General features: G+C 33.2%; 11 protein-coding genes, 1 pseudogene and 2 other annotated features. Of the genes and pseudogenes, 9 read left to right on the forward strand and 3 right to left on the reverse strand.

The annotated features are described in order from the left end of the window. Positions 1 to 23: 23 nt before the first annotated feature. From AB3K27_RS07780 to leuB, 8 genes and pseudogenes are all read left to right on the forward strand, one after another. Positions 24 to 574 (forward strand): annotated as a pseudogene (locus AB3K27_RS07780) (DUF3793 family protein). A 91-nt stretch (positions 575 to 665) separates the two neighbouring features. After that, on the forward strand, positions 666 to 1,535 hold the full coding sequence (locus AB3K27_RS07785; RefSeq protein WP_368490651.1) for a DUF1002 domain-containing protein: 870 nt from the start codon (positions 666 to 668) through the stop codon (positions 1,533 to 1,535). Between the two features lie 20 nt (positions 1,536 to 1,555). Beyond that, positions 1,556 to 1,891: a cytochrome C biogenesis protein gene (locus AB3K27_RS07790; RefSeq protein WP_368490652.1), complete on the forward strand. Its 336-nt coding sequence runs from the start codon at positions 1,556 to 1,558 to the stop codon at positions 1,889 to 1,891. Between the two features lie 192 nt (positions 1,892 to 2,083). Further along, on the forward strand, positions 2,084 to 3,865 hold the full coding sequence (locus tag AB3K27_RS07795) for a methyl-accepting chemotaxis protein (protein ID WP_368490653.1): 1,782 nt from the start codon (positions 2,084 to 2,086) through the stop codon (positions 3,863 to 3,865). 65 nt (positions 3,866 to 3,930) lie between these two features. After that, positions 3,931 to 4,126, forward strand: a binding site (T-box leader). Positions 4,127 to 4,181: 55 nt separating this feature from the next. Further along, positions 4,182 to 4,379: a binding site (T-box leader), on the forward strand. 67 nt (positions 4,380 to 4,446) lie between these two features. Continuing rightward, positions 4,447 to 5,994 carry a 2-isopropylmalate synthase gene (locus AB3K27_RS07800; protein WP_368490654.1) on the forward strand — a complete coding sequence of 516 codons (1,548 nt, stop codon included), beginning with the start codon at positions 4,447 to 4,449 and terminating at the stop codon, positions 5,992 to 5,994. Positions 5,995 to 6,044: 50 nt separating this feature from the next. Further along, complete coding sequence (gene leuC / locus AB3K27_RS07805) at positions 6,045 to 7,310, forward strand: 3-isopropylmalate dehydratase large subunit (protein WP_368490655.1); 1,266 nt, start codon at positions 6,045 to 6,047, stop codon at positions 7,308 to 7,310. Continuing rightward, positions 7,307 to 7,801, forward strand: coding sequence for a 3-isopropylmalate dehydratase small subunit (gene leuD / locus AB3K27_RS07810; protein WP_368490656.1), 495 nt, complete (start codon positions 7,307 to 7,309; stop codon positions 7,799 to 7,801). Before leuC ends, leuD begins: the two co-directional genes overlap by 4 nt. Further along, entirely contained in the window at positions 7,798 to 8,862 is a 1,065-nt protein-coding gene (gene leuB, locus AB3K27_RS07815) for a 3-isopropylmalate dehydrogenase (RefSeq protein WP_368490657.1), read from the forward strand. Before leuD ends, leuB begins: the two co-directional genes overlap by 4 nt. A gap of 65 nt (positions 8,863 to 8,927) precedes the next feature. Here the strand turns inward: leuB and AB3K27_RS07820 are convergent, their stop codons facing one another. From AB3K27_RS07820 to cooS, 3 genes are read right to left on the reverse strand one after another with little or no spacing between them, the layout of a single operon-like run. After that, positions 8,928 to 10,190 carry an NAD(P)/FAD-dependent oxidoreductase gene (locus tag AB3K27_RS07820; protein WP_368490658.1) on the reverse strand — a complete coding sequence of 421 codons (1,263 nt, stop codon included), beginning with the start codon at positions 10,188 to 10,190 and terminating at the stop codon, positions 8,928 to 8,930. Beyond that, entirely contained in the window at positions 10,187 to 10,642 is a 456-nt protein-coding gene (locus AB3K27_RS07825) for a 4Fe-4S dicluster domain-containing protein (protein ID WP_368490659.1), read from the reverse strand. Before AB3K27_RS07825 ends, AB3K27_RS07820 begins: the two co-directional genes overlap by 4 nt. Before the next feature lie 19 nt (positions 10,643 to 10,661). Next, positions 10,662 to 12,542 carry an anaerobic carbon-monoxide dehydrogenase catalytic subunit gene (gene cooS / locus AB3K27_RS07830; protein WP_368490660.1) on the reverse strand — a complete coding sequence of 627 codons (1,881 nt, stop codon included), beginning with the start codon at positions 12,540 to 12,542 and terminating at the stop codon, positions 10,662 to 10,664. 310 nt (positions 12,543 to 12,852) lie between these two features. Here cooS and AB3K27_RS07835 point away from each other — a divergent pair, with 310 nt between their 5' ends. After that, complete coding sequence (locus tag AB3K27_RS07835; protein ID WP_368490661.1) at positions 12,853 to 13,314, forward strand: DUF4342 domain-containing protein; 462 nt, start codon at positions 12,853 to 12,855, stop codon at positions 13,312 to 13,314. Positions 13,315 to 13,531: the final 217 nt, after the last annotated feature.

The following is a 13,531-nucleotide window of genomic DNA, read 5'->3' on the forward strand; positions in this document are numbered from 1 at the left end:
ATGCAGATGAAAAAGAGTATATGATGAGTCTTATAACCTATGCGTTATCTCCTACCATTGCAGGATACAAACCATCTTCTATAATTACTATATCCAATAAGTATAAAAATATGTATAATCTATGGTGCAGATATGGAAGTGAATATTTGAAAAATATAAATTTAAAGGTATTTGAAATTCATAGAAAGGAAAATGCAATAATACTTTTATTTTATAATGAAAAAATGCTCTCTGAAGTATTGTGTTATGAAGATAATGCTGAGTTTTTAAGTAAATTTGGATATCATAATTCCATGCCTTTAATTGATAAGTTGAATCTTCTTAAAAACAGATATGAATATAATTTTTGCCCTCATGAAATGGGAATTTTTTTAGGTATACCTGTTAAGGATGTAGAAGATTTTATAAATTGCAGTGAAAAAAATGTGTATGTTGTGGCTACTGGAAGGTTTACAATGACCGAGAAAATGCACTTAAGATTTTTGAAAATTATAATAAATCAAAGTATGATTTTTTAAAATTACTTCAAAAAGACATAGGGCTTACAAAAGCAGTAGAAATATTATCTTCTTAAATGTACCTAATATTTTTAGAATTTGGTACTTTTTATATTGATAAATGTAGTATATTATATTTATTAGTATATTAAAAAGGAGATTTTAAATATGAAGTGTAGAATATTTGCAAGTAAATTGTTAGTATTATTTATGATTTTATCTATGGTATTAGTAGGGGGTGTAAATAAAGTACAGGCAGATGCCTATAAAGTAGTTACTTTAGGAGGAGACCTTACAGAGCAGCAAAAAAATGACATGCTGAAATATTTTAAAGTTAATAAACAGGAAGTTAATGTAATAGAAGTAAATATAGATGAGGAAAAAAAGTATTTGGGAGATGTGGCAAGTAGTGAACAGATAGGAACTAAATCCATATCCTGTGCTTATGTAGAACCAACTTCCAGTGGAGGTCTTCAAGTATCCACCAATAATATATATTGGGTCAGCAGCAGTATGATAAAGAATGCTCTTATAACTGCAGGAATAAAAAATGCTAATGTTAAAGCGGCTGCTCCTTTCAACGTATCTGGAACTGCAGCTCTTACAGGCATTTTAAAAGGCTTTGAAAACAGTACGGCAGGTAATAAAATTGATGAAGAAACTAAAAAGGTTGCAAATGATGAACTGGTAACTACAGGAAATCTGGGAGATAAAATAGGGAAAGATGAAGCTGCAGGTTTGATAAATGAAATAAAAACTGAGGTAGTTAAAGAAAATCCTAAAACAGAAGGAGAAATAAAAAACATAGTGCAAAATGTGGTTAACAATTATAATTTTAATTTATCCTCTGAAGATGTGGATAAAATAGTATCTCTAATGAGTAAAATAAATGGTTTGAACTTAAATTTTTCTGATTTGAAAGATCAATTAAACAGTGTGGCAAGTCAATTGAAAGGAAGTATATCTTCTGAGGAAGCTAAAGGATTTTTTGCTAAAATTATAGAAGCCATTAAAAATTTTTTCAGCGGTTTATTTTAGAATTTGATGAGGTGAAATTCATGGATTATGAAAATTTTAAAATAGAAACTTTTATACCTGAAAATTATGTGAATAAATTGAGAGAAAGTTTAAATAATATAGGGGTACTCAATGTAGGTGAAAATTACGATAATTGCATGTCAGTTTCTAAAGTTACAGGATACTGGAGACCCCTTCAGGGAGCAGATCCTTTTCAAGGCACTATAAATGAAGTAAGTAAAGAAGAGGAATGCAAGGTGGAATTTTGCTGTAAAAGTAAAATAGTATATAAAGCTGTAAGTACAATAAAAAAAGTTCACCCCTATGAAGAACCTGTAATAAATATAATACCTCTTATTGAAATATCTGACGAATAGAAGCTTGAAACTTTTGAAATGAAATGGTTAAAAAATGCAAGGAAATTTTTATTATGAACCCCTTATATAGGAATATATGGAGGGGTTTATACATTATATTGTGATTATGCACAAATATGCGGTATAATAAAGTAATATAGCAAATCAATTTGTAATTAATGTGTATTTGTATCGGGGAAGGGGTAGTTGCTTATGAAAGAAAAAGGATCTAAAAGGCATGAACTAAAAAACGACAAGTTAAGCTGGAGTTTTTTTAGTTCTTATTTATGGTTTTTAGGCATAATTGTAATTTCTATAATTATAATAGGAACTGTATGTTTTTATAATACAAAAAAGGAACTTACAAATTTAGGGGAAACTGCTATAAAAAATAGAATTCAAATGGGTATTGTAATGATGGAAGCACTGGAAAAACAAGTTCAAAAAGGAAAGCTTACCAGGGTGGAAGCTCAAGAAGTATTTAAAAGTAAAATGTTAAATCCAAAACAGTCTGATGGAAAAACAAGGGGACTTAATTCAAATTTAGAATTAAATATAGAAGCCTATATGTATGCCATCAATAGTAAGGGAGTTGAGATGATGCACCCTTACAAAGAAGGAGAGGATATATCAAGTATTAAGGATTCAGATGGAAACAGTTTGGTACAGCTTATAATGGATGAAGCTAAGAATCCTAAAAGTGGAGGAATAGTACATTTCAACTGGAAAAATCCAGGAGAAACCCGAGAAAGACCTAAAATAAATGCTGTAGCTTATTTTGAACCCTGGGATTGGTACATAAATGTAGGATGTTATGATGAAGATTTTTATAGACCTCTATATAAAATTTTAATAATCACAGTTACAATATCTGTAATTATAATATTGGTTTCTGTACTATTTATAGGCCTCCTTATGAAAAACAAGGTAAAACCTTTAAGTGAAATAATAAATTCTATGAAAATGGCATCTAAAGGTAATATGTCTGTAAAAGTTAATATAAAGAATAAAGATGAAATAGCAATTATAGGACAAATATTTAATGAAATGATAGATGAGATAAAAAATGTTCTTGTAAAGATAAAAAATACCTCTGCTGTAATAGATGAAAAGGTAGTCAGCATAGCTTCCTTTACTGAGGTTACTTCTGAAAATTCAAGCAGCATAAAAGACGCAATGGAACAGGTATCTTCAGCTATAAGTGATTCTGCAAAAGACATGCAAAATAGTATTGAAAGCATGAGTATTTTGTCAGAAAATATAAATGTAGTGAAAAAAAACAGTATTACCATGAAAGAAGATGTATTTAAAGCTAGTCAGTTAAATTCAAATATTATAAATATACTTACTGAACTTGAGAATAAAAGTAAGGAAAATATAGAAGCTTCCAGGAAAACCAACAGTAATATAAAAAAATTATTAAACAAATCCAATGATATAGTAAGTATAGTAGAGACCATAGAAGGAATTTCAAATGAGATAAATTTGCTTTCTTTAAATGCGTCTATAGAATCCGCCAGAGCAGGAGAGGCCGGACGGGGATTTGCTGTGGTGGCAGAACAAATTAAAGAACTATCGGATAAAACCTTTGAATCTGTAAAACAGATTAATATACTTATAAAGGAACTTATAGATACAGTTAATATTTCTGCAGGTAGTGTGGAGACTTCAAGTAAAGTAATAGAATCTCAGGTTGATACTATAAATGAAACAAAACAGACATTAGGCAAGGTGATTGATTTTATGGAAAATATGCCAAAGGTAATTGAAAAAAATGTATCCCAGATAGAAGAAGTTTATAAAAATAAGGATGTGGTTAGTTCTTCAATGGATTCCATACTTTCAGTTACACAGGAAATAGCTGCATCTTCTGAAGAAATAACAGCCTCTACCCTTGAAGTAAGAGAAAAAATGAAAAATGTTAAAAATCTTACAGCAGATTTGGAACAAGTTTCCGGCGAGTTAAAACAAAAAGTGAACAAATTTTTATTGTAATAAAAGTTATTTATCTATTGACAGTAAATTTAATTTATAATATACTGACAGGTATATAGTTGATTATAAAGACTAAGATGGAGATTAGTAAATGTGTTTGTATTTTAAAGAGATTGGGGAAAGGTGGGAACCCATAAATGGTACACATTGAACTCACTTCGGAGTTGCAGGCTGAAATTTCAGTAGGCTGTGCCGGCAATATGTCGTTATTTGATTAAGAAAAAATTTGGGTGGTACCGCGACAGACTTCTCGCCCCATGAGGAGTCTGTTTTTATATTTAAAAAGAAAAAATTTGTAAATTGTGCATTGTGCATTGTAAAAACTATGATAGGGAATAGTAGACATGTGAATTGAATTTAAAAGCGAGTGAGGATAGGTGAAAGCCCATAAATCATACAGGTTGAACTCGCCCTGGAGTTATAAGCTGAAATTTTAGTAAGCTCTATCGGTTTATGCCGTTATTTAATTGAGAAAAAATTTGGGTGGCACCGCGACAGACTTCTCGCCCCATAGAGAAGTCTGTTTTTTTATATTTAAAACTGTAAACTAAATTGTGAATTATAAAAAGGGAGGAATTTTTATGACAAAGAAAATATATATATTTGATACTACATTAAGGGATGGAGAACAGACGCCTAAAGTGAGTCTGAATATAAATGATAAACTTACCATTGCAAAACAACTTCAAAAATTGTCTGTAGATATTATAGAAGCTGGCTTTCCTAAAGCTTCACATGGAGACTTTGAGGCAGTTAAGGCTATTGCTGAAAATATACAGGGACCCGTCATAGTGGGACTTGCGAGAGCTTCAAAAGAGGATATAGATTGTGCCTGGGAAGCTCTCAAAGGTTCCTTAAAACCCAGAATTCATATTTTTCTTGCCACATCAGATATTCACATGGAGCATAAGTTAAAAATGAAACCAGAAGAAGTTTTAAAAAGGTCGGCAGATATGGTAAGATATGCTAAGGGATTATGTCCTAGTATAGAATTTTCACCAGAAGATGCCACAAGGACCAGACCTGAATTTCTATATAAAGTTTTAGAAGCTGTTATAGAAGCAGGTGCAGATATAGTAAATATACCAGATACAGTAGGGTATACTACTCCTTTAGAGTATGGTGCATTTATTAAAGGAATTAAAGAAAATGTAAAAAATATTGATAGGGCCATTATAAGTGTACACTGTCATAACGATTTAGGCTTGGCTGTGGCAAATTCTCTGGAAGCTATTGAAAATGGTGCAGAGCAAATTGAATGTGCCATAAATGGACTTGGAGAAAGGGCAGGCAATGCAGCCCTTGAAGAAATTGTAATGGCAATCAGTACAAGAGCGGATAGTTTTAACTGTCATACAGATATTGTAACAGAGGAGATAACTAAAACCAGCAGTATAGTAAGCCATGTAACAGGCATGCAAGTTCAAGGAAATAAGGCAATAGTGGGAGCTAATGCTTTTGCCCATGAATCTGGCATACACCAACATGGAGTATTAAATTGCAGAGAGACCTATGAAATTATGACACCGGAGTCCGTAGGACTTAAGAAAAATTTTATAGTTTTAGGCAAACATTCTGGTAGACATGCTTTTGTAGAACATTTACATGAAATGGGATATAAAGATTTAAGTGTAGAAAAAACAGATGAAATTTTTAAAAAATTTAAAGAGCTGGCAGATAAGAAAAAGCATATATCAGATGAGGATATAGAAAGCCTTGTAAAAAATGAAATATTTCATGTTCCAGAAGTATTTAAGTTAAAGTATTATCAGGTTTTTACAGGAAACACTGTAGTGTCTACTTCTACTGTGGAGATTGAATGTAACGGAAAAAAAATAAGTGAAGCTTCTTGTGGAGATGGACCTGTAGACGCTACATTTAAAGCTATTGAAAAGGCTACTGGCATAGACGTTACTTTAAATGATTACTTTATAAAAGCTGTAGGGAGTGGAAAAGATGCAATGGGAGAAGTTACTGTAAGAATTGAAAAGGAAGGTAAAATATTTTCAGCAAAAGGTATAAGTACGGATATCGTAGAAGCCAGCGGTATAGCTTTTATAAATGCTGTAAATAAATTATATTATGAAAATTACTCAAAGAACTTACCGAAAACCCCAGTCAATCAGTAAATATTATATAAAATAAACATTAATATAAAATTTTGATAGGAGTGATTTATGTGGCAATGACCATGACGCAAAAAATACTAGCTTCCCATGCAGGGCTGGATAGTGTAAAAGCGGGAGAATTAATAAAAGTAAAATTGGATTTAGTACTTGGAAATGATATAACTACTCCGGTAGCTATAAATGAATTTAATAAAATTGGAAGCAATAAAGTTTTTCACAAGGAAAAGGTTGCAATTGTTCCAGATCATTTTACTCCTAATAAGGATATAAAATCAGCAGAACAGTGCAAGTTTGTAAGAGAATTTGCCAAAGACATGGATATCAAAAATTATTTTGAAATAGGTCAGATGGGAATTGAGCACGCATTGATTCCTGAAAAAGGATTGGCAGTGTGTGGAGATGTAATAATAGGGGCAGACTCACACACCTGCACTTATGGTGCTTTAGGAGCTTTTTCCACAGGAGTGGGCAGTACAGATATGGCTGCAGGAATGGCCACTGGAGAAGCCTGGTTTAAAGTGCCTGAGGCTATAAAATTTGTACTTGAGGGAAAATTAAATCCCTGGGTAAGTGGGAAAGATATTATTCTCCACATTATTGGAATGATAGGAGTAGACGGAGCTCTTTATAATTCCATGGAATTTACGGGAGAAGGAGTAAAAGAATTATCCATGGATGATCGATTTACCATATCTAACATGGCTATTGAAGCAGGTGCTAAAAATGGAATTTTCCCGGTAGATGAAAAAGCTATAGAATATGTAAAAGAGCATTCAAATAGAAGTTATACTATATACGAAGCAGATGAGGATGCAGAATATAGTAAAGTTATAGAAATAGATTTATCTAAAATTCGTCCTACGGTAGCATTTCCGCATATACCTGAAAATACCAGAGCTATTGATGAGGTTGGAGATGTAAAAATAGATCAAGTGGTTATAGGCTCCTGTACCAATGGAAGAATAGGAGATCTTAGATCTGCGGCTAAAGTTTTAAAAGGGAAAAAGGTAAACCCTAATGTAAGGACTATTATATTCCCTGCAACACAAAAGATATATCTTCAAGCCATGAAAGAAGGACTTTTAGAGATATTCATAGAAGCAGGGGCTGTGGTAAGCACACCCACTTGTGGCCCATGTCTTGGAGGACACATGGGTATACTTGCAAAAGGAGAAAGGGCTGTAGCCACTACAAATAGAAATTTTATAGGAAGAATGGGACATGTAGAAAGTGAAGTTTATTTAGCAAGTCCAGCAGTAGCAGCAGCTTCTGCTGTAACGGGAAAGATTTCATCACCAGAGGAGGTAGTAAAATGATAAAGGGAAAGACTATTAAATATGGAGACAATATTGATACAGATGTTATAATTCCGGCTAGATATTTAAATACCAGTGATGAAAAGGAACTTGCTTCTCACTGTATGGAAGATTTGGATAAAGATTTTTCAAAGAAAATAAATAAAGGAGATATAATTATAGCAGGCAAAAATTTTGGATGTGGCTCTTCAAGAGAACATGCCCCCATAGCCATTAAGGCAGCGGGAATTAGCTGTGTAATAGCAGAGACTTTTGCCAGAATATTTTTTAGAAATTCTATAAATATTGGGCTTCCTATAATGGAATGCAGGGAAGCTGCAAGGGATATAGAAGAAAATGATGAGATATCTATTGATGTAAATTCAGGAGTAATTACCAATATAACCAAAAATAAAACCTATAAGGCAGCACCTTTTCCAGAATTCATGCAGAAGATAATAGAATCTCAAGGACTTATAAACTATATAAAAAAAGAGGTGGAAAACAAGTGAAAGTAGCTATTATACCAGGAGATGGAGTTGGAAAAGAGATAATTACTCAGGGAAAGAAAGTTTTAAAAGCTGTAGCCAGCAAGTATAAATTTGATCTCCAATATGAAGAAGTACTTTTAGGAGGCAGTGCCATAGATGAAAAAGGGACACCACTGCCAGAGGATACTATAAAAGTTTGTAAAAATAGTGATGCAGTACTTTTAGGAGCAGTAGGAGGACCTAAATGGGATAAACTACCTGGAAATTTGAGACCTGAGGCGGGACTTCTGGGCATAAGAAAAACCCTTGGGGTATTTGCTAATTTAAGACCTGCCATATTGTTTCCACAGCTTAAATCTGCTTCAAATTTGAAGTCAGAGGTACTGGGAGAAGGTCTTGATATAATGATAGTTAGAGAATTAACCGGAGGAGCATATTTTGGAGAAAAAAATAGGGTGAATATAGAAGGAGGTCAAAAAGCCTGGGATACTATTAGCTATTCCAGTTTTGAAATAGATAGAATTGCCAGGAAATCCTTTGAAATTGCTAAAAAAAGGGACAAAAAACTTACTTTAGTAGATAAAGCCAATGTGCTTGAAAGCTCTAAGCTGTGGAGGGAAATTGTAAGTGAAATTGCAAAAGAATATAAAGATATAGAATTAAATTATATGTATGTAGATAATGCTGCCATGCAGCTTATTAAAAATCCTAGGCAGTTTGATGTAATTCTAACGGAGAATATGTTTGGAGATATTTTAAGCGATGAGGCTTCAATGCTTACAGGTTCCCTTGGAATGCTGCCGTCTGCCAGTGTAAGGGAAGATTCTTTTGGATTGTATGAACCTATACATGGCTCTGCACCAGATATTGCAGGGCAGAACAAGGCCAATCCTATTGGTACATTGATGAGTGTAGCTATGATGCTTAAATATAGTTTTAATATGGAAGCACCTTCGCAAGATATAGAAAATTCTATATCAAAGGTTTTAAAAGAAGGCTATAGAACCTTAGATATAGCTACAGAAGGTTCAAAAATTGTAGGGACAGAGGAAATGGGAGATTTGGTAGTTAAAAATCTATAACTTATATTATTAATGAAAGAACTGTATAAAAACATAAATAAATCTTTTTATACAGTTCCCATTATTTATACGCTCAGTTTATAGCTGTATTCACCATTTTCTTTTACACTATAAAAGTCAGAGTAATCTATGTCAAAAATATTTTTATGAATATGACTTATATCTATTTTATTCTTTATAAGATGTCCAAGTACTCCAGAGTAAGATATATCACCTACTAACAGTGCGCCTGTAATTATACCATTTTTGTGTATTATTTTCTTGTAAACGCCTTCCCATTCTAGAGTATTTATGGTATAAGAGTCATCGGGAGTATTGACTTTTCCAAGGGATACGCAGGGAACCCCCAGTAAATTCATAGAATTTTTCATGCCAAAATTATCATCCAATTCTTTTTTTATAGATGCCATGTTGTAAGCAGCGATTATACCTTGTTTTACTGCTATGGGCCATATTGGTGCAGTGAAGGTCACATCTCCTGCTGCATATATGTCATCTACTGTGGTTTTACAGTGCTTATCTATTAAAATTCCCTTTTCAACTTTTATATCTGTATTTTTTATAAAGTCTATATTGGGACGCACACCAGCAGCTGCAATTATCATGTCACAATCTATAGAAGATGAATTTGACAACACTGCTTTTTGAACATAACCATTTTTATCCAGAATCACTTCTTCCAATTTGGTTAAGGTAAAAATATCCACATTTTTTTCTTTCAAAAGTTTTTCGTATATAGAGGATGCCTTATTGTCAAGCTGAAGGGGAAGAATTTTATCTCCCATTTCCACCAGAGATATTTTAATACCTTTTTCCATAATACCTAAAAGTGCGTCTATTCCAACTAATCCTGCACCAAGTATTACTGCACTTTTGGACTCTTTGGCTCTTTCTTTTATAGAAATCACATCTTCAAAATTTCTAAGACAGTATACACCCTTTCCTTCCCTTAAATTTTTGACAGGAGGAACAAAAGAAGAGGCTCCGGAAGCTATGAGAAGCTTGTCATATTTAAAGTTCCTTGTATCTTTCAAGTGTACTTTTTTACTTAAACTGTCTATATGGTCAACTTCAGCACCTTTTATCCAATTTATGTTGTATTTTTGGAAGAAGTCATCTTCTATAAAGTTTATGGTGTTTAAATTTCTGCTTCCATCAAGTACCTTGTGGAGCATACATCTTGAATAGACACTTTTGTCTTTTGATATAATTGTTATGCGGGAGTTACCGTCCAGTTTTCTCAAGGTTTTGGCAGCATTTATTCCAGCGGCACTGGCTCCTATTATCACATATTTGTTGGGGTGCAGTTTTTTTATTAAATTCTTCATAAAAGCCCTTCCTCCTTTTCTATATAAATTGCTCCTGTAGGACAATTTTCAACACATCTTGGAGTATCTCTATCACCGCACAAGTCGCATTTCACCACTTTACTCTTTGTTTTAGTATCTGGTTTTAGGACTCCATATGGACAGGACATGACGCACATGAAGCAGCTGGCACATTTGTCTTCATCATAGGAAACCAGGCCGGTTTCAGTATCCTTGGTCATAGCTCCGCTCATACAGGTTATCACACATTCAGCATCATCACAGTGGCGGCAAAATATAGGAAGTTTATTTCCATGTTCATCTTTGGATATATGATTTCTGCTTTCAAGAGAAATGTCTTCAAGATCCAGATTGAAGAAGGATTTACCATTTTTATTGTGTTCTGCCATACAGGCCAAAGTGCAATTTAAGCATCCAGTACATAAGTCTTTATTTATCATTATCCTTTTCATAAAAACCACCCTTTAAATTTTAATTAAGACCTAAATTTTTTCTTCTTTCAAGTATGGCTTCTTCTAATTTATCCGCAGCTTTTACTATATCGTCCTCCACTATAAGTTTTCCACCTGTAAGGTTTACCATATCTTCACAGAGAACTTTTGTAACAACTTTACTTCCTCCTATGAATGGGGATATGGCAAGATGAAGAGGAAGCCCAAGTGCAAGTCCGAAACTTCCATCTGCAAGAGCTTGTTCTTCAAGCCACTGAGGTGCTGAAAGAACTAGTGGAAGCTGAGGAATATCTATATTCAAGTACTCTGCCAATTTCTTTGCCACAATTTCAAGTCTTCCAATGGCAAGACAAGGACCAAAATTTAATACAGGTGGTATACCAAGGCTTTTACATACTTCTTTCAAACTGTCTCCTGCAAGTTCTGCAGCACTAGGTGACATAAGCCCTACATTTTCAAGACCACCGCTGGAGCACCCTGCAGAGAGCACAATTATATTTCTCTTTATAAGTTCTTTTGTAAGTTCTACTGTAAATACATCGTGGCCTTTGGCGGTTAGATTTGAGCAACCTACTATTCCAGCTACACCTTTTATTTTCCCGGAGGCTATGAGATCTACAAGAGGTTTCCAGCTGCCTCCTAAAAATTCTCTAAGAGAAGTTTCACTTACACCGGTTATTGCATCGTCAAAACCATGATTTTTAGGAATATTAATTTTAATTTTAGGTCTTCTTTCCTTATAGCTTTCAATTGCTTCTTCTATAATATGACTGCTTATTTTTTCTCTATCTTTGTAGGAGTATTCTATATATTCTGCGTTGGATTTTTTACTTACATCGTCAAGACATATCATTTTAACCAGGAACTTATCGGTTATTGGTTCAATACCGGGAAGAGTACAGTTAAACTCTGATACTATGGCATCTATACCTCCTGTAGCTATTAGAGCTTCACTTGTAAAATTATTTCCGGCATGACCTGAAAAAACTTCAGTATAGTGTTTGCCTCTCAATTGTAAATCCTGTCCCACACAAGTACAGCCTACTAATCTAAAGCCTTTGGCACCAACTGCCTGAGCTTTTTTGATAACTTCAGGTTCAATAAGTTTATCCTGAAGATGGGCAATCATGGAATGCTGATGACCTGTTATCATCAAGTTTATATAATCAGGGTCTACTACTTTAAAACCAACCTTTGCAGGTCTTATTTCAGGTTCACCTAAAATAATGTCGTTTAGTAAATTGGTAAGGGTAAGACCGTAAATTCCAGTGGATATTCCAAGTTTTAAACAGGTTAAAAGCATGTTGACAGGATCACTATTTAGATTTGTGGAAGTCTCTACTATGCCATCAAAAACTTCTGATTTTGCGCCTCCAGGCATTATATTCAATTCTTCCCAGTTTTTAAGTCTAGGTGCATAGGCTATTTTGTTTATAACCTCCATTTTTTCGAATTTTGGTTTATATAAATCTTTCAATATTTCATCCGCTACTAAGACAGCTTTTTTGTGGAGGTCAGGTTCTGTTATACCTAGTTTTTCTGCCAGATTATTTAAGGCATTTATTCCTTTTATTTCCCCACGGGTTTCTCCAAGGGATTTCACATTCCTAGCTGTATTTTCTACTATATGAATATAACAGCCACTTCCTGCAGCTACAGCCCGTAGAAAATTTCTGGCAACTATGGTATCTGCATTAGCACCACATATGCCTTTTGGAGATGTAGGTGTTATTCTACAGGGACCGTTGGCACACAGTTTACAGCATACTCCCAGTTGTCCAAAACCACATTTGATTTTCTGACTGTCCACTCTGTGGTGTGAAGTTTGTACATTATCTAGAGAACTTATAAAATTTTCTAATACTTTATCTGCTGATTCACAAATTTTGTTATTTGACATAATAAAACCTCCTAGTTATATTCTTATAATAATACTTATTATTCGATATATATGATTTATAAATATAATTTATCCATAAATTTAATATAAAGCTTTTAAAAATTTTTGTCAATAATAAATATGAAGAAAAAAAGAAGTTTTAAGAATAATCTTTATTGATATAATATATTTTTGCGTTAATTTTCTAATGAGATTTTAATCTTTTACTAATTTTGTTTTAATCATTAATCTTTATCATATAACTATAAAAAAGTATTTGCAGATAAGAAAAGATTAATATCATAGTAAAAATGAATTGGAGGAATTTAAAATGTCAATTAGTATTGAACAGATTGACCTATTGAGGAAAAGAGCTAATGTAGGATATAAAGAAGCAAAAGAAGCACTGGAAAAATGTAATGGGGATATAGTTGAAGCACTTTCCTATCTTGAAGAACAAGATAAGATTAAACCGGAAAAGGAATGTACTGGCAATTCAGATTTTATGGGAAAAGTAAAAAGATTAATTACTAGGGCCAATAAAATAAAATTTGTAATATCAAAGGATAAAAAGACCATATTGAATATACCATCTACTTTAGCAGCAATATTTGTTATAGTGGCAATGCCAGTGGCGGTAGTATTCCTTATAATTGCCCTAGTTACAGGTTGTAAAATAAGATTTCATAGAGAAAATGGAGAAGATTTAAATATCAATAGTAAAATAGACAAGGTTACAAATGTAGTCACAGATGTCAAAGATAAAATAACAAAAGAATTTAATAATGCCTAAACAGGGGCCTGCTTGTGATTTTTCATAAAGCAGGCTTTAAATTTTATCCGAACGCTGTAATTAGCTAACACCCCAGCTTCTTCAAAGTGGGGAATAAGCACTGCTACGCGCCTGGATAAGTTCTTCCCCTAAAGGATAACGTATTCTAAGTGCTAAAGACACTAAGAATACTGTTAATAAGGTTCAGGTGGAGAAAAGTATTTCTCATGAGCAAACT

This window comes from Clostridium sp. BJN0013, from assembly GCF_040939125.1.
Taxonomy (GTDB): domain Bacteria; phylum Bacillota; class Clostridia; order Clostridiales; family Clostridiaceae; genus Clostridium_B.

Bases quoted from the DNA above. Each gene is read 5' to 3' on its own strand.
- AB3K27_RS07800 (WP_368490654.1), top strand. From the start codon at position 4,447: ATGACAAAGAAAATATATATATTTGATACTACATTAAGGGATGGAGAA.
- leuD (WP_368490656.1), top strand. From the start codon at position 7,307: ATGATAAAGGGAAAGACTATTAAATATGGAGACAATATTGATACAGAT.
- cooS (WP_368490660.1), bottom strand. From the start codon at position 12,542: ATGTCAAATAACAAAATTTGTGAATCAGCAGATAAAGTATTAGAAAAT.
- AB3K27_RS07820 (WP_368490658.1), bottom strand. From the start codon at position 10,190: ATGAAGAATTTAATAAAAAAACTGCACCCCAACAAATATGTGATAATA.
- AB3K27_RS07825 (WP_368490659.1), bottom strand. From the start codon at position 10,642: ATGAAAAGGATAATGATAAATAAAGACTTATGTACTGGATGCTTAAAT.
- AB3K27_RS07835 (WP_368490661.1), top strand. From the start codon at position 12,853: ATGTCAATTAGTATTGAACAGATTGACCTATTGAGGAAAAGAGCTAAT.
- AB3K27_RS07785 (WP_368490651.1), top strand. From the start codon at position 666: ATGAAGTGTAGAATATTTGCAAGTAAATTGTTAGTATTATTTATGATT.
- AB3K27_RS07795 (WP_368490653.1), top strand. From the start codon at position 2,084: ATGAAAGAAAAAGGATCTAAAAGGCATGAACTAAAAAACGACAAGTTA.
- AB3K27_RS07790 (WP_368490652.1), top strand. From the start codon at position 1,556: ATGGATTATGAAAATTTTAAAATAGAAACTTTTATACCTGAAAATTAT.